This is a genomic window from Microbulbifer mixtoriginis (SeqCode) (genome assembly GCF_052468275.1).
The window spans coordinates 3,761,326-3,786,651 of record NZ_CP174341.1 but is presented as its reverse complement, the minus strand read 5'-3'; the positions used below and the strand labels follow the sequence as shown (position 1 = coordinate 3,786,651).

The following is a 25,326-nucleotide window of genomic DNA, read 5'->3' as shown; positions in this document are numbered from 1 at the left end:
CAGTGGCCGCTCTTTAAGGTCTTGTGGCCTGCGAATTGCTTCACCGCCATCATGGGGAGGCCAATGGTTGGTTTTAAAGTTTTGATCAGCTTTGCGCTAATTCTGCTATCGGGAAAAGCGCGGAGGATTTCCTGTATTGAAATAAGCGCTGAATCCTCGATATTCCAGATTTGGCCGCAATGATCACAATACAGTTGCATTGGGTGGTTAGGATTAGTTACCGATCGATAAAAACCAGTCTAGCTACAAGCAGAGAGTAAGGGGAGGGAACGAGGGAGGGTAGCGAGATAAGTAAGTGTGGAGAGAGCAGGCCCCTCGGTGGGTCTTAACCCGCTGCTCTTTAGTATTTCAAATCCAGATCCAGCAGGGATACCGGCTTACCATCTTTACTCACCAAATCTATCTGAACAGGCTCCCCGGTTCTTTTATCAATCACACGGGACCAGCGCACATTGGCTTTCTCAGACCAGTGTGCACTCCAATCAATCATAGAAACCAAAACGGGAACGAGCGCGAGGCATTTTGGGGTAGGGCTGTACAGCATACGCCGTGCTCCGGGCTTAATGGGCGCCTTAATCAGAATGCCGGCTTCTTCCAGGTTGGAGAGTCTTTGTGTAAGGATATTTCGGGAGATCTGCAAGCTGTCCTGAAGCGAGTCGAACCGATTAACGCCTCTCAGTACATCGCGGACAACAAGCAGGCTCCAGCGGTCGCCGATTACAGAAAGTGCCTCTTCGATCCCACATCGAACAGCGGGTTTACTCTCGCTCATAGCAGTCCCAAGGTTGCTCAAGGCGCCATAGTCTCACAAGCCAGTTCCAAAACAAAACTTCCCTGGAGGCCGCTTCGGGCCGTCATATTGCCATAGGTTATTGAGAGATCGGCCGATAACCTATCAATTTTAGTTGTATTTTGGAACTTAATGGCATTAAATTAGTTCCGAAATGAAACTTATTTGGAGATGAAATGCATTTTAAACCTATCGTGTTATGCGCTCTGGTCGAGGGCTCGCAAGCAAGTTTCAACAAGGCTGCGTTGGAGCAGGTGATACGGCGGGCTTACCGGGGTCACCTGGACCAGTCCGTCACTCCCAGGCTGGTGTGGATGGAGGTTCCGCCAGATCAGGCCTTTATGAACGGAGAGAAATCTTCGGTGGCTACCCTGATGGCTCCCGTGCCTGATGGGACATCAAACAAGCTGCGTCACCCGTTTTTATACGAACTGCTGGAGCAGTGGTGTGTCACCACTGGGATCAATAAAAACGAGGTCGTTATTACTGCACCTGACCAGTCTCTCAGCAGGAAATTTCTAAGTGCAAATCGCAAACGTATGCCGCCGCTGCGGCAAATTGCCTACATAGCCAAAACACTGGTGCGTTTAGTGAGATCCAAAAGCACCACGGGGCACTTCAACACTCATATCAATCTATAAGAGGCCGCAAATGCCGCTTTACACGATTTCCACCCAGCGTCCACTATCCGGCTCCGAGCAGCAAGCTCTTGTCTCCGGGGTCACAGAAGCTCACTGCACAATAACTGGCGCGCCCGCGCAATTTGTACAGGTTGTATTTAGTCGAGGCATTCATTTGCGTTCAAAGAGTAGTCTTCATATTCTGGGTTCCATTCGCTCAGGCCGTAGCGATAAAATCAAGTCAGCTCTAGCTAATAGCTTTATAAAAATGGCCTCTCAGCTTTTGGGTTGTTCATCAGCTCGTTGTGAGGTGGATCTTATTGATGTTCCCGCCAGTTGGGTGATTGAGGGTGGGGCAGTTATGCCGGAGCCCGGAGACGAGCAGGAGTGGCTCTCACAGCAATCCAGCTAGGTTCGCTTTGCTTTCTATATATCAAAATAAAAAATAATTTAATACAGCCACATTCTGATTGGCTATCAGGGAGTAATATTATGTCCACTTCAACTTTGAAAGATATTGAGGCTTTGGAAAATTACTTGCTAACGGGCAAGCAACCAGAGGGGGAAGATTTCTCCAACCTTAAAGCGCTTACTGAAAAATTCAGCGGCAACACTTTTGAAGCAATAATGGCTGCGTGCAAGTGTTACTCCCAGCAAACAGCGATTTCTTTTTTTCTCTCAGGCAAAGATTATAGAAAGCCAGTAAAGATCAGCTATCAAACACTGGCTGAACGTATTATTCAAACTGCTAATTTATTGAATAGTGTTGGCATTCAAGAACATGACACGGTTGCGTTTGTACTGCCAAATTTACCAGAAACGCACTATGTACTCTGGGGGGCAGAGGCGGCCGCTAAAGTATTGGCCATTAATCCGCTACTGGAGGCCAGGCAGATAGAAGAGCTGATTCGGCATAGCCAAGCAAAGGCTATCGTTACCTTGAGCCCTTTCCCTGGTACCGATATCTGTGAAAAAATTGAAAGTATCTTGCCAAATTTGCCTGAGGTGAAAAATATCTTCCATGTGGACCCAGCTTATCATGCAGGAGGTTTTAAAGGCATTGCGGCTAGTGCGATACAGTATCAATACCGCAAACGGCTGCCCCCCTTGCAAGGTAAAAAGCGGATAGCCTACCAGTCGGCACTTAATCAGCAACCGTCTAGCCATTTGAATTTCAAACGCAGTATCCACAGTGATGATACCGCCTCTCTATTTTGTACTGGGGGCACAACAGGCCTACCAAAAATTGCTACCCATACACACGGGAATGAACTGGCCAATGCAAAAAGTATAGGTCTGGTAGCTGGCGACATTATGGGACCAGGAAAAGTTATCTTGTGTGGCCTGCCACTTTTTCATGTGAATGCGGCAATTGTGACGGGGCTGGCGGCCTTTATTAATGGTTGCGAAGTGGTATTAATGACCCCTCAAGGTTACCGAGGTGAGGGTGTTTTCAGTAATTTTTGGAAAATTATTGAGTTCTACCGCGTGAACAGCTTCAGCGCTGTGCCCACAGTTTATTCCACTTTGCTGCAGCAGCCAGTAAATCAGTGCGATATCTCTTCCCTACAAATGGCTTTGTGTGGCGCGGCGCCTATGCCGATTGAGGTTTTTAATGCTTTTGAGCGTATAACCGGAGTGCAAATCGTAGAGGGATATGGTTTAACGGAAGGCACTTGCGCTAGCAGTCTCACCCCACCACATGGCGTGAAGAAGGTGGGCTCTATCGGACTGCGTTTACCGCTGCAAGAGATGAGAAGTGCCCAACTGGATGAGCAAGGCAATTTCATTCGGTATAGCCAGACCAATGAAATCGGTAATCTGCTGATTCATGGGAATAATGTATTTAATGGTTACCTTAACCCTGAGCATAACCAGGGGATATGGGTAGAAGATGCTCAAGGACGGCGCTGGTTTAACACCGGGGATTTGGGCAGGCAGGATGAAGATGGCTATTTTTGGCTCACAGGCCGAAAAAAAGAGTTGATAGTACGTGGAGGGCATAATATTGAGCCCAAATTGATAGAAGAGGTGCTTTGCCAGCATCCTTCCGTTGCCATGGCCGCAGCGGTAGGTACACCAGATGCCCACGCGGGAGAGGTTCCTGTCGCCTACGTCAAGTTATCAGAGGAAGCAATTAGTACCCTGATAATCAAAGGGCATGAGGTTGTAATGGACGATTTGGCCAAAGCCCTGCTTGAAGCAATTACTACCTATGCCAAAGAAAATATTACTGAGCGAGCGGCCATTCCCAGAAGAATTGTGCTCCGTGCCGAGCTCCCTACTACAGCGGTTGGCAAGATTTTCAAGCCCGCTTTGGAAATGGAAGAGATTCGTTTGTGTGTTCAGGGGATTATTGATCAGTTGGTGAGGGGAACAGACATGGCCACTGCCAGCAACCAGGTAAAGGTGGAGCAGGATAAGGTACTTGGCACTATTGCCAGGGTTACCACAGGAGGGAACCCTAGCCTGGAGGGCGCCCTTGCGGAACAGCTTGCGCCCTACACCTTTAAATATGAAATTGTTTAATCTTTCTCTGAGGGTGCTCTCTTTGAGAGCATCGAGATCAAGTCTACTCAATCTTTGGGAGCCTGAACGGTTTACCCAGGGGCTTTTCTAGCCCTAATAATCTACCATATAAGGAGTTGCATATAAGCCCAGCCATAATCAGCGCAAAGCCTATAATTTCTATGCTCTGTAACTTTTCGTCCAGGATAATACAAGAAGTGATAATACCTACTACTGGAATCAATAGAGCAAAAGGGGTAGCCGCTGCAGCGGGATGTGATCTAAGGAGCCTGCCCCAAATTGCGAAAGCAATTAGGGTGGAGATGTAACTGACAAAGGCAAGGGATAGCCAGGTTTTCTGATTGGCACTAATGATTAGAGTTAGCGGGTCTTGGCTCTCCAGGAAATAGGAGAGAACAAAAAGTGGTATGGGAGGTACCAGGAATACCCAGATCATAAAGTGCAGCAGATTGACACCCTGGATACGTTACATAATCAAGTTCGACAGCGCCTAAAAGAATGCCGCTAGCAATAATAGAGTCAAACCGCAAGAAGTCGCGCTGCCCTCACCGCTGGAAAGGAACAGAGAAAATCCGGCCAGTGCGATACATAAACCGAAGAGCTGGAATCGCTCTATTGCCTCTTTAAAAAGGAGTGCGCTGAGTAAGATAGTAAAGAAGACCTGGGCCTGGATGATCAGCGAAGAGACACCCGTAGAGGCATTGGCGTTCATGGCGAAGAAGAGCAACCCAAATTTGAATGCTCCTAGAAAAATACCAACACCCAGCAGGTTCCACGGGGAGGTTTTGGGGAAAAGGATAAAAAATACGGCTGGAATTGCAACCACAAGGAATTGAAGTTTGGAGAAAAGGGTAGGTGGCAGCTCTTCTAACCCGGTCTTGATGACAGAAACATTAACTCCCCAAATAATAACGACAGTGCAAGCTAGAGCTAAGTCCTTTATTGGCATAAATAATCCAAATTCCTAGTGGGTGTAACTACTTTAGAAAAATCTCAAAAGTGTGCATACCTCAGCATTTAATGGGTGATACCTATCTAGTTGTAAGTTAACAATAATATTTAATACTTTCACGAAGTTAGCTTATTGATTTTACAAGGGAATATTTTTCTTGGAAAAGTTAAAGAATCATACTTTTCGTTTTAGAGAAGCATATTTATCTTAAAAATATGACAATAAAGCATCATACTTTTTAAATTGAGAGCTTTCTTGCAAGTACGGATGCTGGCCCGATCCTCAAAGGTTGTTGAGATCTTCACTAGTTGAATCCATTATCAATTAGCCAGAATTGCACTATTGGGCTATAAGCTCGGTGCCTCTCAGGTCCCCGTTGGATGAAACGTAGGCATTGATAACCTTGATTTGTATCTTAGTACTCTTCGTGCACCATCATTTGTGATAGGTGTGAGTCATAGACTGAGCTTCTATGACTCACTTTAAAGGTGTTTTATGAGTCATAGAGACAAGAAGCATCTATTGTTTATGAGCTTTTGCAAGTCATGCATGATCAGGACATCAGGCAAGCCTTCGGGAAACGACTCAAGGAACTGCGCAAACAGAAGGGTTGGCCCCAGAAGGAGCTGGCCAACAAACAGGATATCCGCTACTCCTACCTCAACAAGTACGAGAGCGGTATGCATGCGCCGTCGCTGGAGAAGCTGATCCAACTGGCGGATATTTTCGAGGTGTCACTGGACTATCTGGTGATGGGTCAGCCAATGGAGGAAAGCCCGATCCGCAATGAAGTGCTATTTAAGCGCTTCAAGCTGCTGGAGACTTTTGATGATCAAGACAAGGACACGGTAATTCGGGTGATTGATACGATTATCGCTCAGCGTCAGGTGGAAAATGCTATGCGGCCATTAGAGCGCTAACTACTGGTAGTTAGCGCTTTTTCTTGAGGGTTTACTTTAGTCAGTTTCTTGAAACTGAAACATGTACTAGCTCCTAGCTTGGAATTTCCTGTAAGAATTCTGAAAACTAAAAATAAACATAACTACTGTAATCCCAATATATTCCGCTGCAAAACTTGGCTCAAAGTCAAACCAAAACAAACCAGCAATCAAAATTGATATGCATAAGAGCTGAGAGATGTAGAATACAAATAAAAATTCCTCAGTAATCCTGCCCCATAAAAAGATATTCTTTGAAAGAAAAAAACATACACCAAATATAAAACTTACTCCGAAAATAAAAACTGAAGCTCCGGTTATAAAATATGCAGCCCCACTGATCTGTTCCGGACTAGCCATCGGACCAGAAAGAAAAACCTTACCGAAACTTAAAGCTAAGGGGGCACATAAATATATAAATGCCCCACCTAAAACAGCGGATATAAATGATAATCTCGCTTTAAAAATAACTTTAATAAACGACATCATTAATTGGATATCCATTACTGTTTGGAATGAAATTTGATACTCGGGACATAGATATAGTCTCTGACGAGGAGGTATAAAGTACTGAGGATCCAGTCATAACTCTATAGCTTCGAGTGACTTCTAAGGTCATTGTTCTAGTATTTGATAAACCGTGAAAATCAATCGCTCTTACTCCACCCATTAACCCAAAATATACTGTGCCATGCCAATCTGAAACACTGGCAGTATAAGTCGTAGTTTGAACCTGAACGGTTAAGTTTTCCCCGGTGGCCCCCCAAAAGCCGGTTCCAGCAAGAGATGATGACGCTGCGCCAATTCCAAGTAGCTGCGAAGTCCTTGCCACAAATAGCCCTTTAAATGCTCCCCATACAGGGGTCTCTGCCATACCAGGGCTACCCCATTCGGAGGTGGTGGCAGTCAAAGAGTTTGGATCAACATAAACTGGATTACCTTGCCCCCCAGGATAGGTTGCCGAGCGATACAGGGCGACAGGACTTATCCCCTTTTGTGCACCTTTGTCCCCATTAGGGAGGGACCCTCCTCCTAAGCTAACAATTGTAGATGTATTATTCCCCGAAGAGCCGCCATCAACCGGATCATAGTTGGTCAATTTTATATCATCTAAGATTCTTTTTATGATTGAACGTGAGTCTATAGACTGAGCTGTCAAAACATAGACATCCTCACCAATGGTGAACTTACCTGCAAACATTAACTTCTAGGGCGATCTCACGAGGGGGACAGGCTGAGAAAGCGGCCCAGTGCGGGGGCGTAGATACGCCCATTCATATGGATCAGGCCGGTTCTGTCCAGGTGCTCGTGTCCAGTGTAGCCGCGATTGGTGGTGAGGCCCTGTACTACCAGCAGTTCCTGTAGTTGCTACTAGTTCAGGTCCCCACTCCACCTGGCGGCGGCTGCCGTCCGGGTTAAGGCAAGATTTAATATCTCCAGGCCGGCTTCATGGTGATTTTCTCGATGGAGGCCTGATGGCTCCATTGCAGGTATCAATACTTGCTGATTATTTCGAAAGGGGAGATACCTAAAAGACATAACTAGACGTCAACATCTTACTAAGCCTCAAATTATTAAGGCCTAGAAGCTGTTTCATAACTTCTTTAGCGTAATTAACATGCAGGCAATATAGAAAAAAGCTCTGTATGAAGATAAGTAGCGATCCCACCTGACAACTAAACGACGGTAGTTCCCTAGCCATGCAAAAGTTCGCTCAACTTTCCAACGTCGCACATATCTCCTAAACTTTCTGCCATCTTGTTTCGAAGGTTTTCTTCTATTCCTACGGTGAGGGCAAATCAGGTCAATTTCACGGCGGGCCAAACTATGGCGTAGTGGATCAGAATCTGCAGCCTTGTCGTACACTAGTCGTCGAATTTTTGTATTTTCATAGGTAACATCGAGTAGTGGATGTAATAAATTTACTTCTGCTGGTGAGGCCGAAGTAACGGTGCCTCCCAATGGAATACCTTCGCCATCGACCACCACCATCCACTTTGTACCCTTGCCCCGCTTAGTTTTTCCGACTTCTGCTCCCCTTTTTTTGCTGAAGCAAAGCTACCATCCGAAAAGACTTCTTCCCAATTAAGCAGGGATCTTTGATCAAGCTGTCCGAGAAATTTTCTCCAAGCCTCCAACCAAGCGCCTTGCTCTTCCCAAAACTGGAGCCTTCTCCAGCAAGTACTCGGCGAAGGGTAAGATGGGGGGAGATCCTTCCATCGTGCTCCTGAGCGCAAAATCCACAAGATACCTTCAAAACATGTACGATTATCAATGGGTTTGGGACCTCCTTTTCCACGTTTTCGCTGGGGAAGGGAAGGCTCAATCAATTTCCACTGAGCGTCGGTTAATTCTGACTTAAATCTACTCACACTTACTGGTCTTATCATTCCATGAGGTCGCAAGAATAACTGATTTCAAGTTATGAAACAGCTTCTAGTCACTTATCAAACAATAAATAGTTTATTTTAATTTTTCACGAAGCCTTTCGGCATTATAATCTGGCTCATTTATATTCCTACAAATATTGACCTTTTTAAGCCTGCTGCCTACCACGCTTTCAGTTTTGCATGCCACGTCAGATCTGAATCCTTTTACCAGGCTTTTTTGTGGCTGTTGTTGTATGGAGCTGGAGGCACAACCAGTAAGAATAAGTACGGCAAGTGGAATAAGATATTTCATGTTTTTAGAATCTCTCTTTTTAGTTCATAGAAAATGCAAATAGGCAACATAGCCCTTCTCTACCTCCTAACATTATACACTCCAACCCCGGATGACTACTACCATCCGGAGTTAAGGGGAAGAATTATAATCTACAGACCGAGTACCACTCGCTTTGCGAAGTGCTACTTAAGCGCCTCAAGCTGTATTCTGATACAGAAATAGTTAGAGAGTTTGGATCAATGTAGGATACTGTTCCTCCATTTCCAGGAAATGGTAGCAGCTCTGTACGGAGGTAAAGGTTTAACAAATCCCTTTTGTGCAAAAGCGGCTAAGGAATCTCTTGCCGCTTTTATTTAAATTACCTCCAATTAAGAATCTCTACTCTTTAACATAGAACCTCTGTTGATCTATAGGCCCCACAACAAATAGTTCTTTATTAAACATATTGTGATATGGACAAATATCTAACTCTGACTGGCTTTCAAAGCGATCAAATTAACCTGATAAAGTCACACCCGCAATTTTTTCACTGCCCGATAGAGATGGATAACTCCGCCAACTACCTAAATTGTAGCTTTCAAATTTTCCATCCTGATTCAGAGAAAACTGTTCATAGCTTCCATCTTTATAAAGACAGATTCTGTCAAACGGCTCAATATCATCCTGAAAGTAACAACCAGTTACAACTACTAATGGCCTGTTAAATCCATATAGTAGCAATACGTACATTATGATTGCGATAAAAAGTGCAACACAGAAAGCAATCACTTTATTTTTTTTCATCTAGCAGGTCTCGACCACTCAATTGTGATATTTAAATCATTTGCTTTTGGATCAAAGGCTTTTGGGTTTAACCAGTCCCAGCCGCTCTCCGCTCTTTGTCTACCAAATGTGAGAGAGCTAAAACTCATTGTATTCTCTGCCCTAAATAGAATTTGATCATGAACCCTAACAGCATGGCCCTTTCATGTCCCCGTCACTTGCGCGGCTGCATTAAGGTTAAATGCGCGGAAAAACCATGTGTACTTACAATCAACACGATCCATTTTCCCAAGATGAGGTGGACTACCATTGAATTTTGAGTAAAAAAGATTTTCGAGTAATGTTGCCCATCCCCCTGACTGAATAACTGAGACATATTACTATCAAGGACGAAGTAGATATTACCGCCATTTCCTGTCGCCCAGTACTTAACTAGGCCTGCTGGAGACATGCTATTGATTTGGCCTTGCGTCAAACCCTTTTGTGCATTAGCTCGTAATCAGGACTGATTCCTCAATCATTTTTATAAGCACTCAACCTCAACAGCTTCCTTACTTAACACGGAAACTCTTTCAACGTGACTAGTAATAGGATCAATCGCCCAATATTCACAAGCTGAAGATAGATTTGTTTCTGCAACATTATTGATAACACTAACCGATCTTGGTCTTCTAGCAATAAAGATTTTTCCCTCTTTAACTATATATCTATCGACCCTAGCATCAATAACGATCTCATCCAAACCATCTTTTGATCTCCTTACAATCATTTTTTCCGGCTCACCAGCATTCAAATAATAATATTGTCCTTCAATATATGTGTAATCATCAGAAATACCGCCTCCGCACCCCAAAAGGAATAATGAGAGGACAATTAAAACTGTTAATTTTTCTTTATGCATAACAAGTAAAATTCTCTATTAAGGTGTAGAGCCAGCCTTAGAAGTAGATTGCGGTGTGACTAGCTGGGGAGAGCCCGAATACTTGATCAGATAATCATGTCCAACCATAGTTCCAGCATTGGAAGCAACATAAAAACCACCATAAGTTAAAATATTTCTAACTGTTCGCCCTTGATGTTGCTCAAAATCATACATACCTGGCAAGATTGAAATAGCCCCGTTTGATGGGTCTTTATATAAAGTTACGGAACCATGGACCAACCAATCAGCCCTTTAACAACCGCACTTGAATTTCCTGCCGACCTCCATAAGGAGGTTATCTCCACCTTCAATTGAGCTGCATCAACAGTAACTTCTAGGCCCGCCCTATTATTCGCTCGCCAGATAGAGTTAGCCTCAAGAAGAGATAGGCGGCCATCTTTAAGAGCTTCACTAGCTCGTGACATAGCTGCATCGAACACTGCCTTTTGTGCAAAGATATCACCCAGAGGCCGGTCGCACCTTAACCTTCCATTTTTCCTAGCGCAATCAACGAGTTAGCAACTATTTTTACCGGTGCCACTGGCTCTTCGCCACTTTTTTGCCCCGACGCGGGTTTTACCTTAACCGGATGTTTTCCTGAGGCAACGGCCCCTTCTGTTTAGCCGCGCAGGCGCTCCAACGCCTGAACGCTGAGGGGCGTTTGCCCCTCTTAGTGTTTGGCTAGAGCGGTGGTGCCGATTCTTCGATGGCTTCGATCAGGTACCTGATTCCCTGCTGCATTTAAAGCCTGCTGCATACAAAGAAGCCCCAGCTCTTAATTGGGGCTTCGAATATTAAGCTTCTTTCGTCGACAATAACTTCTGCAAAAAAACCGGTATCCCGTATTGGAATAAAATATGAATCCCAACAAACCCTGGAGGCGTTAAAGAAGATTGCTGTCGCCATGAGTATCACCATTGACTCACTGGTATTCGAAGAAGACGAGCGCGGACCGGATGAGCAGCTAAGGCTGCAATTTGAAGCTATCAGCCAACTACCAACGGAAGAGAAAGAGATTGTTAAGGAGTTGCTGGACGGGATGATTATTAAGTATCAATCCCGGCGTTGGGATACCAAGCGGCAGATCAGTTAAATAAAAAGCCCCGCCGGGGTCACCAGCGGGGCTTTTGCGGGGGTACGAGAACAGGCTCTGCTACTTTATTTTGCCCTTTTCCTTATCCTCCTCTTGAATATCAAACTAAATATTTGACCTACACCATACAAAAAATAAAGACACGCCATTATAGCCAAAGATTTCAGGGTAAATACAATCCAAAACCAAATTGGACGATCATCTAAAAGCAGCTTGTTTCCAGTTCTTAAATCTTGTATTTCTTTCAGATGAATACCCGACCAAAGATCAAACCCAAGCCAAAAAACTAGAAAAACGCAAATAAATGTCCAAAGGAAAAGGCCAGGCCGGGGTTTGATTCTCAAGGCTTCAATCTCCAGTGTTAATTGTTATCAGTGATACATATGAATCCACGCCAGACCCACCAATCAACGTTAACGTAGCATCTCCCACACTCGGCCTGTAAGTTCCAGCTGCGGCAATTCTCCTAGCTCGGGTTCTTCTAGCTGTTTTACTATTAGACCTCCAGCTTTTTGCTTTATTTAAACCTTTATAAACCTGGAATCCGGCACGCCCGGCATTGGCCAACCCAAACACCTTCCCACTTGTATTACCATAACCATAGCTATCTGAATTTGTATCCACCCTACCTATACCACGCCAATTTCTGTAATGCTTTGTGAGATTGAATGAGAGCGAATCACCGAAACCAGCAACAAAATCAACAAACTCTTGAGAAGGAACCGGCAGTTGAGCACCCAACCTGTAATGCCAAGGTATTTCCAGTCCACTATTTTGAGTTACGGTAATTCCCTTTTGTGCAAACTTTAAAAATTTCGTCGTTTATTTTTTTGATCGATCTTCCCTTCCGATCGCAAGTACAGGACACATCGAAAACATTGCCGCGAACATAAATAGCTGGAACATTTTCCCCGCAGAAAAATCGAACTCTTCTACAGACAACATACCGTACTCATATAAGACATAAAAATTCCATAACACTACACATATAAAAACCACATATAAATATTTAAGCATATTGATCTTTATGCTTAGCAGACTTTTCACCAAAAACCAAATAGCAATATAGAAAAGCAAAAACACTACTATAAGAATCACAACTTTACCTTTAAAAATTTTTATTTACAAAAGAGAAGTTTTCTTTGCCTCTAATCACATTGATAGTTCTTGTAATTCGAACGGCATCATCATTTAACATCAGAGAAGCCGCTCTGACTTCCACTGTAGTAGTAATAATATCTCCACCATCAAAGCTAAAACTCGGGCCAGTTGTGAAGCCTGCTATTCCATATCCTGCGCCTAAAATGCTTCCAACTCTTGCTCCTAGAAGGACAGCTCCTACTTCTGAGCTAATTAAACCAGCTAAGAATAGTTTTGCGCCATAAATAGTTCTATTCGAATCATTAATTGCTCGAGCTTCTTGCCAAGAAAGTTTGTAAGGGGCCTGTGTAAAAGTCCACCCAACTGCAACTTCCTTATAACTACACCTGAAATCAGAACAGCCAGTTTCAACTTTTTTATAATCCACTAGCAATGAAATTTCTTTATTCTTTTGTGCACTATGGTCTCTTTAGCCTTTCTGTGACAAAAACAGATCCCATAGCAAACATTGCAGCATACATATACAGCCTGATCATAGTAAAAATCGACAAATCAAATTTTGCAGTACTCAACATACCATATTGGAATAATGAATAAAGGTTCCAGAGTAAAATACCGACAAATACAAAATAAAAACATCTAATAAGATCGCGCCGGAACTGTAATAACTTCTTCGTCAAAAACCAAGTTACAGTATAAAAGATTATAAATATTATAAGCATCATTTAACTTAGTATCTAATGATTTTTCTTTGTAAAGGTGTAAGTTGTATCACCTCTAGTAATATTAATAGTGCGAGTAATAAGAACTCCATCTTCATTCCCCAGCAAAGTAGTAGTCTGAAAATCTACTGTTTGATTAATAACATCTCCAGACATAAATTGAAAACCTGGCCCGGCGTTAAGACCTGCGATTCCCGTCGCCATCGCCCCAGGAAAACCAGCCATTATGTTTCCAAATTTTAAAGCTCCCACCGAAGCACCAACCTCCGGGAGCATGGCTGCCCCTCCCATAATCAGGGCAGATGCCCCCAATACTTTTGCTCCACGCCAGAATGTATTCGCATTAGATAGGTTTATTGCTTGCACCTCATTAAGCTTTCCGATATTTATTCTAAATGTCCCTCCTACAATAATATCTCGATAACTACACATAAAATCTGAACAAAAGCTAATCACTCGTTCAGTTTCAAAATCTGCCGTAACCGAAACACAATCACCATCCTCCCCACAATTAAATTCATCCCCTTTCTTATTTTTAATACGAGAACCAATACTACCCAAACTCAACGTTTTAGAGGGGTTACTACCAGACATCACTCCAATCGCCCCCATCGTAGTTTTCTTGAAGGCGCCACCACCAATCCGTGTTCCTCCTGGTGTAGGTCCCTGCTCTCCAGTTCTTTCTACTTCACTCTCTACTTGAGGTTCCGAACCTCCCCCCCCTTCAGGCGTCTGGCCTTGGTCTATCGGTTTAGTCTCATCTTCTTTTTCCTTAGCAGAGAATCCGCTAGGATCGGTAAAGCTCAATGGGTTGTTGAACACATAGCTATAGCGGTTCCAGCTCTGGCTATAGGTCGGTGACTGCACAATTGGGTCCGGACTGAGGAAGCGACCCAAGGTGGGGTCGTAGATACGCCCATTCATATGGATCAGGCCGGTTCTGTCCAGGTGCTCGTGGCCGGTGTAGCCGCGCTTGGTGGTAAGGCCCTGTACTGCCAGCAGTTCCTGTAGTTGCTGCTGGTTTAGGTCTCCAGTCCAGTCCCCCTGGCGGCGGCTGCCGTCCGGGTTAAAGGCGAGATTTAAGATCTCCAGGCCGGCTTCATCGGTGATTTTCTCGATGGAGCCCAGGTGATCCCGGTGCAGATACTGGTATTCGCCGCTGGTGCCGGTGAGATCCGTAATGGCGACATGCTGTACGCTGCCGGCCAGTGCGGTTTTTTCAATGGTGAGAATGCTAGCATCTGCGGGGATCTGCTCCTCATAGCTGCCCACAATAAAGGCTTTCTCAGTTTTGAGCTGGCCATCTTCCATCCAGCTGCTTTCGCGATAGAAGCGCTGGCCATCCGGTCCATAGTGGAAGCGGTCTCTGGCGGTCGGTGTGCTATCGCTTTGGCTGCTGCCCAGCACAATTTCTGTGGGCAGTTGCCGTGCGTTCCAACTGATCCATTTGTCATCGCCGCTGGCGGCGTCATAGCGTTCAATAGCGCCGTTGGCATCGTAGTGCAGGCTGTGGGAGACGCCGTTAATGGTGACACTGCTGACCGCGTTGGGACCGGCATTGCCGAACTCGCCGTACTGGTAGCCGCTGACCTGGGTGTCGTTGCTGACACTGGAGGTCTTGGCGAGGATATTGCCGAGCTTGTCGTACTGGGTGCTGAGCACGCGGTCGCCACCGACCTTCATAGTGGCGTGGCGCAGACGATTGAGGCCGCCGTAGCTAAAGTCTTCCTGCTTCTGCAGTGCCTGGGAGGCATTGTAGGTGAGGCGACTTTGCAGGGTGCCGTTGGAGCGCCAGCGGTACTCGTTGTTTTGTACCTGACCGCCACCGGTTTTGATGGTTTGCAGGCGCCCGGTATCTGGGTCGTAAGTGCGATTGGTGATCAGGCCGTTGCCGTAGCTCTCCTGTTCTACCTGGCCCCAGGCGTTGATGCTGTCAAAGGTTTGCAGGGGATTGTTGCCGGCTGCATCGCTGCTGAGACTCTGCATATAGCCGCGCGCGTTATAGCGATAATGGGCTTCAACGCTGTTGGGGTAAACCACTTTGTTGGTGCGCCCGTAACTGTCGTAGCCGTACTGATGTTGGTAATTACGGCTGGCACCACCGGCTAGTAACTGAGTGCGGATAGTGTCCAGCTTGCTGTCGGAGCGGTAGATGTACTCTTCAAAAAATACCTGTGATCCGTTTTCTGTGTAACTACGGCTGTGCAGGCCGCCCTTTGCATTCGCGGCATCGTATTGCCATTGGGCCAGGCCCTGGGCATCTTGCTGCTCCAGCATGCGGCCCAGCTGGTCGTACAGATAAGTAATGCTTTGACCTTTGTTATCGGTCTGCCGCTGCAGCTCACCAAAGGCGTTGTAACTGCTGGAGACGGTGCCCAAATTGGCATCGGTCATGCTGGTGCGGAAGCCGGCGTAGTCGAAGACAAAACTGGATTCGATATTGCGGCTACCGCCGTTAACCAACACGGTTTTCGGCAGGCCACTGCCGTAGTAGGTGTAGTCGGTCGTTACCGCTTCGCCGGTGGCGTCATCGATCGTGCGCGCCAGGTCGCCATTGAGGTCGTAGTAGCTCTCCTGCACCTGGGTGCTGTTACCACTCCCCCCCACTACCGATTCCGTTACGCGGACTTTGACTTGCTTGCCACTGTTGCCCGTCGCTACGCTGTAATCAATATCCATCGTGCCGCCACCGGCTTTCTCTATATAGTCGAGGCGGTTACGCAAGTCATATTCGTAATTGGTAGTCGGTTTGTAACCATCGACCGCTGCGTTACCTTGGGCAAAGAAGGGGGCCGTCTCCATATTAAGCCGCCCGAGAGGGTCGTACTTATATTCGCGGCGGGAGACGTTGTTACCGAAGAAATCCTCTACATCCTGCTGTACCAGGCGGCCCAGTTGGTCGTAATAGTATTCCGAGGTGGGAGTAATTGCCGAGCTGGTCTGTACCGAGTAAGGCACTTCGATACTGTCAACAACGGGGCAATTAGCGAAACAGAAGTTGTACTGGGTGTTGAATGCCACTCCATCGGCATTGGTGCTGCTAACCTCGCGACCGAAGGGATCGTACTGGATACTGCTGGACTGGAGATTCGCATCGGTCACCTGAGTGATGCTGCCAAAGCGGCGGTCGTAGTCCATGGTAATGGTGTGACCCAAGACATTACTCAGGCTGGTAGGATAACGCCGATCGGAGAAGGCGCCGTTCACCTGGGTGCTGCGCGTTTGGCTGCTAGAGCCATTAATTGTGGCATCCACCTTACCGGTGACGTTTTCACTGGTCACATTGCCATAGGCATCGTAATCATAAGTGACCACCATCTGGTACTTGGCATCACCGGGATATTGGGTTGCCGTGTGCACCTTATTCGTATTGCCATAAGGGGTCATGGCGCTACGGGACTGTTGATCTGGGCTGCCATTGGTATCGCCACTAAAGTGGCGCTGTTCCTGGGCACTGGGGAAACCAACCAGCCAATTGCCGCTGATGCGGTTTTCCAGCAGCGTGGTGCTCTCCACACTGCGTTGAATATCGCCATAATTATTGGCCGGCAACACCTCACCCCAAACACTCTGGGAGTCGTTGATCTGGGCAGTTTTCATTACACGGCTGGTACTTACACTACCGCTTAACAGATCGCCCGCGTCGCCATAAGAAATAGCCTGGGGCGCGTTGTCGCTGACTACATAGCCGAGTATTTGCCCCCCCTCCAACTGGGTGTCCAAGCTTTGCGCCATATAGGGGTAGTAGGTTTTACTATCACCGGCACTGAGCTCAAGGGCATCGTAACTAAAGCGCTGGTTAGTGAGCAGTTCGCCAAACTCATAATTGTCAAAATACTGAACCTGCCGCGCCACCTTGCCAAAGTAAGGGAAGTCCTGACGGAACTGGCGATAGGTAACAATTTTGGCTTGCGGGTCCCAGATGCGCTGGGCGTGATAGCCGAGGAAGCCCCAGCCTTTCTCACTGGCTAGTCCGACACCCTGATAAGTGTAATGGGTAGTATGCCAGCCTAGGCTGTAGCCGTTGGAGCGTTCCACCTTGGTCACTACGGTGCGGTAATCGCCATTTGAGGCCCGCACTGAGCTAGTATCGGGAATAGAAATATTTGGGCCAAAAACTTCCTCGCTGAAGCGGCCCTTTTCCTCTTCGCCAGGGTTATCGGAGATACGTTCCAGCGTAAATTTGGTTTGGGCGCCGAGGCCATTGGTAACCGTTTCGATGCCGGTTTCAAAGTCATCCGGGTTAGCAGAGTCGGTAAACTTCCAGGTAAATTCCAGCGGCTTCAGGCACTGACGACCGGTACCATTTTCATCATAAGCACACAGCTGTACCTGCTTGAGGCGGCGGTAATGGGCCTGCTGGCGATCGGCGGGCTCCTCCTCGGAGATCAGCTTGTATTCCCGCTGCAGTTTGCCATCCAAGTGCACGCGGATATGGTGTAGTAACACCAGCTGTTCCTGCTGGATTTCCTGCAGCGGCATGGGTGGGGCATCGGTACGGGTACCGTACTGGAATTCTATTTTTGCATCGCCCTGGTTGCCGTAAGTGATTTCCAGGGGATAGTTAATACCCTCGATAAGATCGCGATGGTATTTGTAGGCCATCGTATTGCCGAAGGCATCGGTAACTTTATTCAAACTCCAGGCAAAGTGCGGGGTATCTTCCCCTCGCAGGCGACTATCCGCCGTTGCTCCATATTCATTGATTGAGCCACTGGGGGTTTTGACTTTGAACCAGATCTTACCGGCACTATTTTTCTGTAACTCAATCAGACGGAAGCTATCGCGCAAGGTGCGATACTGGGCGCCCGCCTGCCAGTGAGTACCAGAGGCCAATACTAAAGGCTCACCATTCAAACACAGTGAATCCGCGTCTGTCAGTTGAACTCTATCGCTGTTGGGCCTATTCACCACACAGCGGCGAATACTGCTCAATCCGCCCAATCGCCAACCATAGCCGAGGGTATCTTCCGGCAGGGCTTGGGTCATACGCTTCTGGAAACGCGCACTGGTGTAATGCAGGGATAAATTGGGCTGCAAGCCATTGACGCCAGGCGCCGGCTGCAGGGGGACATTAATAATGGCATTACCGGTGGCACTGACATCGGCACTATATGGCAGGGTGCCCGGTGTAGTTGCTTGCTCGGTGGTGACCGCTGGAGCTTCGTCTGTATTGGCCAGACTATGCACTTTGATCCAGGGGCTTAGTACCGAAGCACAATTATCCGCAAAATCAATACAGGCGGTCAGCTTATATTGGTAAGTGCCAGGTTCACTGCCGCCATCGAAATAGCTTGTGCCTGCGGTGTTGGCGACCACAGTGGTCCAGCCACTCTCACCCTTGCGCATGCGTTCCAGTTTATAGACATTCGCCCCAACATCTTTCCAGGTGATGTTTTGGTCCAGTTTAAAAAACTGCGTAGGGTGATTATCTGAAAACTCAGGCTCTGGCGGTGTGGGGGGAACTAATCGTTTTGTTGTGGACCAGGGGCCGCAGCCGGAACTGTTACAAGCCCTAACCCGGAATTCATAGTCTCCCGCGGTAATATCTTTGCCTGTTGTGGCCTTGCTGATAGTGACTAATGTAGAGGTGGGCTTAGTGGTAAAAACATCGCTAAAGCCACTGCCGTTTACATTCCATTCCAGGTCATAGTTAATTACCGGATCAGAGTCGTCAGGATCTGCAACAGAATTCCACTTAAGTTGGAAACTGGGCCCAGGTAGCGTACTGCCACCCGGCTCCTGCCAGCCACTAACCTGGACTGGATAATGCTTAACATAGAGTGTGGGAGAGGTACGCCAGCCGCTGTATTGGTAATAACTGCCGACCTTAGCGTAGGCGCGCACTCGATATCGATACTTACCTCTTGGCATAGTACCCGTTCTTGAAGTGGGAAAAACTTCGCCAAGGTTTGTCTCACTTTCTTTTTTCGGGCAGCTATTATCAGATTGCCAGCTACCATTAGTTTCCTGACACCACTGATAGCCAGAGACTGTATGCCCTCCATTGGGAGCCCCCCAATGGATTCTATATATTCCAGTAGTATCAATATATCCGCTTTCTACTCTGCTTTCTACCCAAGAAAACGTTAGCGATGAAGGCGTATTGGGTTTAAATACGACATTTATAACAGCCGACCCAGCATCAGTCTCTTTCGGGAAAGTCCAGCGTCCACAAGAAATCGGCCTGGTATCCTGAATATTAATACATTCAGAAACCATCGCTTTTAATTGATAAGTATATTGCGCTGTTGAACTCACAGAAATTGAAAGGCTGCCAGAAGGATTGGTAGTACTTAAACCACTAAAGGTTCTATTAACCGTTCCATTTTTTAGCTCTACTACTTTTAGGGATGAAAGATGGCTCATCCAATCAGAGGGCGGCAAGGGGTAGGAGTAAGTGACCGTGTATTTTCCTGTACTACTTGTGGTAGAAGAAATACTGATCGTTGCAAAAGCTTGGCCACTAAGTAGACAGGCCAATATCAGCAATAGAATGCGGAAGGAGTACATTAGAAACTTACTCTTCGAGAAAAAAAGTTTGGAGATCCTATCACAGTTTTTTTTGGGCAGAGTATTAATGTGCCAACCAGCTGACTTAGCTGACATTCATGTATTTTATTTAAGGTAAATTTAGGGAATACTGCTGCTTTATCGCAAATATTAAAGAGGTAGGAAAAGGCATCGATGGAAATTTATTACCTGCCATAAGATGGTATGCTGGAACACCCCTACAGTTCCTCATTCAATGTGCTCAGCCTTTATCTCATAAAAGCGGCCAGGGCATTACTGATTTCTAAAACCCAACATCTTTAAATTTTTGGTTGGCATGCCGGAGCTGGCCGAAGAAACAGCTAAAAAAACAGCAGTAGGGTAACGCTATTTGGCTGGCTGAGTTTGCACTTGGCTCTTTCTGTTAAAGGGTGTTTTCTGAGTTTTAGAGAGAGACTTTGAGAAAAATAGGAAGCCCAGAGAAAGAAAGGCTACCCAGGCTTGTCTTTTGAATCCTTTTTAGAATGGCAGGCTCTAGGAGTTCCTGATTTCATCGGGTGGGGGTTTAAGAAGGAATAGCGTTTGTTCATTTAAAGCATCCAAGCTACGCCTATTTCATTCGGCATAGCTTAGATTGCTGTAAAAGTATGATGCTTTAATGTTTGGAATGATGCTTTATTGTCAATCTGCACTAGTAGGTGTTGCCTGGAAAACTGCTCCTGCATGGTAAAGCGAGCCAATCAAATAGTGTTGATCTTGTGGAGCCGGAAGAGTTGGGTTTGTCAGGGTGTCTTGCCTACAAACTTCACAATGTGACCTAGGGTTATCTTTATCTGTCCAATAAGTCTATCAGTGTGACATCTCAAGGGGCTATGGTGTTGATAGTTGAGGAGGTCAACAAAAGGACAGGTAATATCATCATCGAGCTAATCGTATTCTATACGGTTTTTCTGAGTAACTAGGTGATCTTCAGGGCATAAAAAATGCAGGTGAACTATCGAAAGTTAAGGGCAGGAGAAGATATTTAGTAATCAGAGAAAACATAGATGCTCAAATATTCGAACTTGTCATGCGCTTCTATTGAGAAGATGTTCCATCTGGCTGGCTGAGCCGGTCGATAATTCTTTGTATGTCCTGTTGATTTTCTTCAATCAAGCGGTCGGCATAAATTTTTAAATGGTGTAGGGAATCGTAGTCAAAGATATCGACGAATGGATCAGCAATTTCGATATTGAGATAATCGTATTCCAGGCGGTCGCTATCGGAGAAATGTTGGGCGAGATCAAGAGCGTATAATTGTTGAAGGTCCATATATCTCTGGATATTAGAAAAAGCATCTCGTATCCAGCGAATGCGCCCCCAGTTTTTTAGCTCGCTATAATCTACCTCGCTACTGGCCAATGGTGGTGAACCTGCCCCCAATATGAGAACGTAGTAGTTTTTATTTGGGAACTCTTTAAGGATATCAAGTAGCACCAGACTGGTGGGGTTATTCATGGCTAGACCTGCATCAGCAAAGTAACGGTGCACTCTGGTTTGCTCTGGTGTTTTGAAGACTACCGGGGGAAAGGCGGTCTCGGCACTGACTGCTGCCGTGATAAGTTGGTATAAGCTGTCGGTAGGTAATTGTTTGATTGCATCCCCACGATTTTTGAAAAGGTGTATTTCACCATTGTGAATGTCCAGTGCAGGAATAAGAACAAAGTTATTTAAGTCTGTAAAAGAAAGCGACTTTGTATAGTGGTTTTCCAGTACACGGTGGAGCCGTTCCCCCATGAAAGAGGGGGAAAAAAGTCCCCAGCCTGTCAATAGATCGTGATACCAGGGTGAGGAAAATAGATAGTCACTTTCTTCTTTATAGAGTTGTATCAAGTACTCTGTGGCTGAATCATGCCCGGTGTAGTTTTTGGGAATAAATTTTTCAGGGATGTTGATGCCGCTGGCTACAATAGCACCGCTGGATACACCACTATAAACATCAAAAACTTCGCTAATAGGTTTGTTTAGTTTGTTTTCGATATAGTTGAGCACATATAAGGGGATGAGCCCCCGGACACCGCCGCCATCTACAATCAAGATTTTGATGGTGTCTTTTTCTTTGAGGTAATCCAGGCTTTCAGATCGTTCGGGCTCGGAGGGGGAGCTTTTGAAGGTGGCAGACTGAGTAAAGTGCTTGTTGTAGACGTAAGCGGCAACAATATAAATCAAAAGGATACAGAGCAGGACTAAAATCGCACGCTTAAGCATAAGACTGCAGGCCACTCTTACTTAAAGATTTAATGAATGCTGCCGGTCCGAAGCCGAGATTACCTTAGGCTAATGAGAAGTGTATGGTCGTATGCCTGAAATCACTACTTGTGAATCTATCTACTGAAGAAATAAAAAAAGGGCTTGCATCCGGAGATGCAAGCCCTTTTGAAATGGCGCGCTCGGGAGGATTCGAACCTCCGACCGCCTGGTTCGTAGCCAGGTACTCTATCCAGCTGAGCTACGAGCGCGTCGTTGAGGGTGCGCACAATAAAGACTTCTCCATAGGGCGTCAAGTACTTTTATGAAAAAGAGTAATTGAGGTTAAATATTGACCATCATGCAAAGGAGAGTAGTGGTTAGTTCCTACTCCGGTTGATCAAGAAGCGGGGTGGTTTAGCTATGGCATTCTTGGCATCAATACATTAGTAGCCTTGAGCTGTTTGAGGGATCGTTAGCCGCTTAGTGGCGTGTCCGTTGTTGTTGGATAGAATCACGCTGGTAGTTTTATTCTTGCCATGCGTATTTAGTGTTTAATCTCGGAGAGAAGCTTGGGGTTCTGGATCAGATTCCTTATACCGTAGCATGATCTTGATGATTCTTGGAGCAACAACGGCTTCTGTGGCGCGGGAGTTAGGTGTCAGCGCACAGCAGATCTACAATTCGTGTCGTCAATTTAATCGATTGTCTGATGAGCAGTTCAATAGTTTAGACGGCGTCGACTATTCCAAACAGAAAAGCGCTGAAGTTCACAAGCTCAAGAAGGAGCTGCATGAAGCTCGTCAGGAGGTTGAGTTTCTAAAAAAGGCAGCTGTAGATTCAATTGATCAGTGCAACACCCCTGTAGGAATATGGCCTATCGGGGGATCATTGAATGAAGCGCATATTTACAGCAGAAGAAAAAGAGTGGATTTTCGACGCTTGGAAAAAGGGCATTGGCTTTAGTGAAATTGCCAATGCCATAGATTCTAAGCCAGGAACCATTTTTACTGTTTTGAGAGATACTGGCGGAATTAAACCAATACACAGAAAGCCATCTCCTCAACAGCTCACATTAGCCGAACGCGAGGAAATACGTGCAGGTCTTTCTGCAAAACAAAGTATTCGAGCAATCGCTCGCTCCTTGAATCGGAATCCATCCACAATCTCGCGTGAGATTCAGAGAAATCGGGGGCGACGATACTATAAAGCAGTAGACGCAAACAACATTCACGTAAAGCCGAGCGCGCTACTATCAACATCGTCAACGGTACATCGATAAGGGAGCATCCTCAGGAGATACAAGAACGATGTGTTTTAGGTCATTGGGAGGGTGACTTAGTGTCAGGTTCAAACAACACTCATATTGCCACGCTTGTTGATTGAAAATCGCGGTATACGATCATTCTTAAGTTGAAAGGGAAAGATGCGAATTCTGTGAAGCAGGCGCTTGTTGCTAAGTTTAAAAAACTGCCAAAAGAGCTTTGCCAATCACTGACGTGGGACCGAGGAATGGAGCTGGCGAAGCACGCTGAATTTACGGAAAAGACAGGTGTCCCTGTCTTCTTCTGCGATCCTCAGAGCCCCTGGCAAAGGGGAACGAATGAGAATACCAACAGCTTAATCCGTCAGTACTTTCCAAAAAAGACATGCTTGGCTCAGCATACTCAGAGGAAACTCAATCAAGTTGCTAACGAGCTTAATAGCAGGCCAAGAAAAACACTGAACTTTGCAACACCAAAGCAGGTTATTAAACAGGGTGTTGCCTTGACAGGTTGAACCTACAGCTGCGTACTTTGAGAACCACCAAGAGTAAAGCACGTACTGATACAAGAGTATGTAGGGTCATTCCCGGTTAGCTTTATGTGTCGGTGTTTAGAGGTCTCAAGATCGGATTATTATCGGTGGCTAGGACGGTTGCCAGCTCTATGCACGATTAGAAAGATACGAACAATCGAGAAAATCCGAGAGACGTTTACTACGTTTAAAGGTCGTTATGGAGCGCCTAGAATCGCTTGCGAGCTTCGAGAGTTAGGTGAGCCATGCTCACGGAACTACGTCGCTAAGCTTATGCATCAGAAGCATATTAAAGCGAGAAACGGCAAAGGCTTTCGATATAGTCAGCCCGTAGAGGGGAGCATTAACGTCTCTGCCAACTTACTTAAGCGTTGCTTTGATGTGGGTCGACCAAATTGCCGCTGGACCAGGGACATTACGTATATCTGGGTTCCGGAGCGGTGGTTATACCTCGCGGTAGTTATGGATCTGTACTCTCGTCGTATTGTAGGTTGGGCATTTGACTCCCAGATGACCGATGAATTGACACGTCGAGCATTGAAAATGGCCCTAGAGCGACGACCAATAAAGCCTGGACTAATAGTTCACTCTGGCAGGGGTGTACAATATCTATCACAGAAATACCAAGATCTCTTGTCCGAAAGCAAGTGCAAGCCGAGTATGAGTCGCCAGGCTAACTGTTGGGATAATGCGGCAATGGAATCATTCTTTAGCAGGCTAAAAGTCGAGCTGGTCTATGCCGGAACATTCGAAAGCGAAGAGCAAGAAAAATCTGAGGTGTTTGAATACATTGAGATTTTCTACAATAGGGTTCGTAGGCACTCTGCATTGGGCTATGTAAGTCCAGCAGAGTATGAGCGTAAATATATAGCTAGAGTGTCTACTTTTGTGGGAAAGACCAATGTAGGTCACAGTCCTCATCTTAAGTACTGGTTTCTGGCAATTAATAATTCACTGATATTTCTAAGTTTCTCTGACTTCATTGCTTTACCAAAATATGCGATATGGATTGCATCTAGTTTATCTGTTTTGGTAAGGCATCCAGCTGATTTGGCAAAATTTAGTATCTTACAAGGATTGCAAATAACAATAGGTAATCCCGCTTTGCCTACGGCAAAAACAAACTCTAGTTCAAGTCTTCCTTTAGACTCGGTTAGTACTCTTTGAAGAATTGGCCAGTAGGTCTCTATTTGCTCGTTAGAGAAAAGGGATTTCAGCATAAGAATCGGAAGAGAATAATCATACAAGCACCAGTAGTCCGACATTGATCTGTATAGTTGTGGTACTGTGTTTTCAAAAAAATGTGATACAAAGTTAATAAATGTATCTAGATTAATACCATAATTCGGTAGCGGCCCTAGCAGGTTGTTTGCCCCACTCGGATCAGGGAGCGAATATAGCACAGATGAATTTAGAGAAGCCCTGAAGAAATGTCGGTTCGCAAGGAGCTTAAGTCGAAAGGGGTGCCACTTAGATAATGCTGAAGTCGAATTATTTTTCTATATGATGAAAGCTAAGCTAATTCGTTAGAAAAATTTTGAGATCCAATCGAAGCAGCTAGCCATATTGTTAAAAACATTTAGTTTTACAGTCAGGAACGGATTCATTCGTTATTGAGCTAAAAATCGCTAGTGAACTGTAAAAAAATCTGTACTTGATGCTTAAAAATTATCTATGAGTCTAGCATAAGTTAAATTTTAAAGTGAATTTAAAATAAT

General features: G+C 45.7%; 20 protein-coding genes, 1 tRNA gene and 3 pseudogenes. 8 read left to right on the top strand and 16 right to left on the bottom strand.

Annotated features, from left to right (window positions below):
- Positions 1-340 precede the first annotated feature (340 nt).
- Entirely contained in the window at positions 341-772 is a 432-nt protein-coding gene (locus tag ACJJIC_RS16610) for a winged helix-turn-helix transcriptional regulator (protein ID WP_445357464.1), read from the bottom strand.
- 194 nt (positions 773-966) lie between these two features.
- Here ACJJIC_RS16610 and ACJJIC_RS16605 point away from each other — a divergent pair, with 194 nt between their 5' ends.
- The 3 genes from ACJJIC_RS16605 (at position 967) to ACJJIC_RS16595 (ending at position 3,939) form a co-directional block, all read left to right on the top strand.
- On the top strand, positions 967-1,431 hold the full coding sequence (locus tag ACJJIC_RS16605) for a hypothetical protein (protein WP_444884352.1): 465 nt from the start codon (positions 967-969) through the stop codon (positions 1,429-1,431).
- Positions 1,432-1,441: 10 nt separating this feature from the next.
- The gene (locus ACJJIC_RS16600; protein WP_445357463.1) at positions 1,442-1,822 is read left to right on the top strand and encodes a tautomerase family protein; all 381 of its coding nucleotides are present in this window, start codon (positions 1,442-1,444) and stop codon (positions 1,820-1,822) included.
- An 80-nt stretch (positions 1,823-1,902) separates the two neighbouring features.
- Positions 1,903-3,939 carry an acyl-CoA synthetase gene (locus ACJJIC_RS16595; RefSeq protein ID WP_445357462.1) on the top strand — a complete coding sequence of 679 codons (2,037 nt, stop codon included), beginning with the start codon at positions 1,903-1,905 and terminating at the stop codon, positions 3,937-3,939.
- A gap of 43 nt (positions 3,940-3,982) precedes the next feature.
- Here the strand turns inward: ACJJIC_RS16595 and ACJJIC_RS16590 are convergent, their stop codons facing one another.
- The gene (locus ACJJIC_RS16590) at positions 3,983-4,384 is read right to left on the bottom strand and encodes an EamA family transporter (protein ID WP_445357903.1); all 402 of its coding nucleotides are present in this window, start codon (positions 4,382-4,384) and stop codon (positions 3,983-3,985) included.
- Between the two features lie 45 nt (positions 4,385-4,429).
- Positions 4,430-4,888 (bottom strand): EamA family transporter, encoded by a 459-nt coding sequence (locus ACJJIC_RS16585; RefSeq protein WP_445357461.1) that lies wholly within the window; start codon positions 4,886-4,888, stop codon positions 4,430-4,432.
- A gap of 548 nt (positions 4,889-5,436) precedes the next feature.
- On the opposite strand from ACJJIC_RS16585, the gene ACJJIC_RS16580 reads away from it, so the two are divergent.
- On the top strand, positions 5,437-5,811 hold the full coding sequence (locus tag ACJJIC_RS16580) for a helix-turn-helix domain-containing protein (RefSeq protein WP_445357460.1): 375 nt from the start codon (positions 5,437-5,439) through the stop codon (positions 5,809-5,811).
- A gap of 66 nt (positions 5,812-5,877) precedes the next feature.
- Here ACJJIC_RS16580 and ACJJIC_RS16575 read toward each other — a convergent pair whose 3' ends face one another.
- From ACJJIC_RS16575 to ACJJIC_RS16540, 8 genes and pseudogenes are all read right to left on the bottom strand, one after another.
- Positions 5,878-6,318 carry a hypothetical protein gene (locus ACJJIC_RS16575; protein ID WP_445357459.1) on the bottom strand — a complete coding sequence of 147 codons (441 nt, stop codon included), beginning with the start codon at positions 6,316-6,318 and terminating at the stop codon, positions 5,878-5,880.
- Positions 6,302-7,030, bottom strand: a complete 729-nt coding sequence (locus ACJJIC_RS16570) for a hypothetical protein (RefSeq protein WP_445357458.1) — start codon at positions 7,028-7,030, stop codon at positions 6,302-6,304. The genes ACJJIC_RS16575 and ACJJIC_RS16570 overlap by 17 nt, the downstream gene beginning before the upstream one ends.
- A 17-nt stretch (positions 7,031-7,047) precedes the next feature.
- Positions 7,048-7,182 (bottom strand): RHS repeat-associated core domain-containing protein, encoded by a 135-nt coding sequence (locus ACJJIC_RS16565; protein ID WP_445357902.1) that lies wholly within the window; start codon positions 7,180-7,182, stop codon positions 7,048-7,050.
- 240 nt (positions 7,183-7,422) lie between these two features.
- Positions 7,423-7,854: pseudogene (locus ACJJIC_RS16560) on the bottom strand (IS5 family transposase); the annotation flags it as partial.
- Positions 7,752-8,219, bottom strand: coding sequence for a transposase (locus ACJJIC_RS16555; RefSeq protein ID WP_445357457.1), 468 nt, complete (start codon positions 8,217-8,219; stop codon positions 7,752-7,754). The pseudogene ACJJIC_RS16560 and the gene ACJJIC_RS16555, both read right to left, overlap by 103 nt.
- Positions 8,220-8,292: 73 nt before the next feature.
- Positions 8,293-8,511 carry a hypothetical protein gene (locus ACJJIC_RS16550; protein ID WP_445357456.1) on the bottom strand — a complete coding sequence of 73 codons (219 nt, stop codon included), beginning with the start codon at positions 8,509-8,511 and terminating at the stop codon, positions 8,293-8,295.
- 477 nt (positions 8,512-8,988) lie between these two features.
- A complete protein-coding gene (locus tag ACJJIC_RS16545) occupies positions 8,989-9,276 on the bottom strand; it encodes a hypothetical protein (RefSeq protein ID WP_445357455.1) in 288 nt (95 codons plus the stop codon).
- Between the two features lie 502 nt (positions 9,277-9,778).
- On the bottom strand, positions 9,779-10,156 hold the full coding sequence (locus ACJJIC_RS16540; protein ID WP_445357454.1) for a hypothetical protein: 378 nt from the start codon (positions 10,154-10,156) through the stop codon (positions 9,779-9,781).
- Positions 10,157-11,081: 925 nt separating this feature from the next.
- Here ACJJIC_RS16540 and ACJJIC_RS16535 point away from each other — a divergent pair.
- Positions 11,082-11,270 carry a hypothetical protein gene (locus ACJJIC_RS16535; protein ID WP_445357453.1) on the top strand — a complete coding sequence of 63 codons (189 nt, stop codon included), beginning with the start codon at positions 11,082-11,084 and terminating at the stop codon, positions 11,268-11,270.
- A gap of 348 nt (positions 11,271-11,618) precedes the next feature.
- Here the strand turns inward: ACJJIC_RS16535 and ACJJIC_RS16530 are convergent, their stop codons facing one another.
- The 5 genes from ACJJIC_RS16530 to ACJJIC_RS16510 all read right to left on the bottom strand — a co-directional run bounded on the left by ACJJIC_RS16530 (position 11,619) and on the right by ACJJIC_RS16510 (position 22,083).
- Positions 11,619-12,011 (bottom strand): hypothetical protein, encoded by a 393-nt coding sequence (locus tag ACJJIC_RS16530; RefSeq protein ID WP_445357452.1) that lies wholly within the window; start codon positions 12,009-12,011, stop codon positions 11,619-11,621.
- 367 nt (positions 12,012-12,378) lie between these two features.
- Positions 12,379-12,798 (bottom strand): hypothetical protein, encoded by a 420-nt coding sequence (locus ACJJIC_RS16525; RefSeq protein WP_445357451.1) that lies wholly within the window; start codon positions 12,796-12,798, stop codon positions 12,379-12,381.
- A 310-nt stretch (positions 12,799-13,108) separates the two neighbouring features.
- Positions 13,109-18,967, bottom strand: a complete 5,859-nt coding sequence (locus tag ACJJIC_RS16520) for an RHS repeat-associated core domain-containing protein (RefSeq protein WP_445357450.1) — start codon at positions 18,965-18,967, stop codon at positions 13,109-13,111.
- 1,695 nt (positions 18,968-20,662) lie between these two features.
- Positions 20,663-21,793 carry a patatin-like phospholipase family protein gene (locus ACJJIC_RS16515; protein ID WP_445357449.1) on the bottom strand — a complete coding sequence of 377 codons (1,131 nt, stop codon included), beginning with the start codon at positions 21,791-21,793 and terminating at the stop codon, positions 20,663-20,665.
- Positions 21,794-22,006: 213 nt separating this feature from the next.
- Positions 22,007-22,083: transfer RNA gene (locus tag ACJJIC_RS16510), tRNA-Arg, on the bottom strand.
- A gap of 343 nt (positions 22,084-22,426) precedes the next feature.
- On the opposite strand from ACJJIC_RS16510, the gene ACJJIC_RS16505 reads away from it, so the two are divergent.
- From ACJJIC_RS16505 to ACJJIC_RS16495, 3 genes and pseudogenes are all read left to right on the top strand, one after another.
- Positions 22,427-22,777, top strand: coding sequence for a transposase (locus ACJJIC_RS16505; protein ID WP_445357448.1), 351 nt, complete (start codon positions 22,427-22,429; stop codon positions 22,775-22,777).
- Positions 22,707-23,590, top strand: a pseudogene (locus tag ACJJIC_RS16500) (IS30 family transposase). The gene ACJJIC_RS16505 and the pseudogene ACJJIC_RS16500 overlap by 71 nt, the downstream one beginning before the upstream one ends.
- 42 nt (positions 23,591-23,632) lie before the next feature.
- A pseudogene (locus ACJJIC_RS16495) lies at positions 23,633-24,775 on the top strand (IS3 family transposase); the annotation flags it as partial.
- Between the last annotated feature and the right edge of the window lie 551 nt (positions 24,776-25,326).

Excerpts from the sequence above, each read along its gene's own strand:
- ACJJIC_RS16595 (WP_445357462.1), top strand. The coding sequence starts at position 1,903 with ATGTCCACTTCAACTTTGAAAGATATTGAGGCTTTGGAAAATTACTTG.
- ACJJIC_RS16585 (WP_445357461.1), bottom strand. The coding sequence starts at position 4,888 with ATGCCAATAAAGGACTTAGCTCTAGCTTGCACTGTCGTTATTATTTGG.
- ACJJIC_RS16575 (WP_445357459.1), bottom strand. The coding sequence starts at position 6,318 with ATGATGTCGTTTATTAAAGTTATTTTTAAAGCGAGATTATCATTTATA.
- ACJJIC_RS16550 (WP_445357456.1), bottom strand. The coding sequence starts at position 8,511 with ATGAAATATCTTATTCCACTTGCCGTACTTATTCTTACTGGTTGTGCC.
- ACJJIC_RS16600 (WP_445357463.1), top strand. The coding sequence starts at position 1,442 with ATGCCGCTTTACACGATTTCCACCCAGCGTCCACTATCCGGCTCCGAG.
- ACJJIC_RS16505 (WP_445357448.1), top strand. The coding sequence starts at position 22,427 with ATGATTCTTGGAGCAACAACGGCTTCTGTGGCGCGGGAGTTAGGTGTC.
- ACJJIC_RS16570 (WP_445357458.1), bottom strand. The coding sequence starts at position 7,030 with ATGTTTGCAGGTAAGTTCACCATTGGTGAGGATGTCTATGTTTTGACA.
- ACJJIC_RS16555 (WP_445357457.1), bottom strand. The coding sequence starts at position 8,219 with ATGATAAGACCAGTAAGTGTGAGTAGATTTAAGTCAGAATTAACCGAC.
- ACJJIC_RS16610 (WP_445357464.1), bottom strand. The coding sequence starts at position 772 with ATGAGCGAGAGTAAACCCGCTGTTCGATGTGGGATCGAAGAGGCACTT.
- ACJJIC_RS16605 (WP_444884352.1), top strand. The coding sequence starts at position 967 with ATGCATTTTAAACCTATCGTGTTATGCGCTCTGGTCGAGGGCTCGCAA.
- ACJJIC_RS16520 (WP_445357450.1), bottom strand. The coding sequence starts at position 18,967 with ATGCCAAGAGGTAAGTATCGATATCGAGTGCGCGCCTACGCTAAGGTC.
- ACJJIC_RS16535 (WP_445357453.1), top strand. The coding sequence starts at position 11,082 with ATGAGTATCACCATTGACTCACTGGTATTCGAAGAAGACGAGCGCGGA.
- ACJJIC_RS16580 (WP_445357460.1), top strand. The coding sequence starts at position 5,437 with ATGCATGATCAGGACATCAGGCAAGCCTTCGGGAAACGACTCAAGGAA.
- ACJJIC_RS16545 (WP_445357455.1), bottom strand. The coding sequence starts at position 9,276 with ATGAAAAAAAATAAAGTGATTGCTTTCTGTGTTGCACTTTTTATCGCA.
- ACJJIC_RS16540 (WP_445357454.1), bottom strand. The coding sequence starts at position 10,156 with ATGCATAAAGAAAAATTAACAGTTTTAATTGTCCTCTCATTATTCCTT.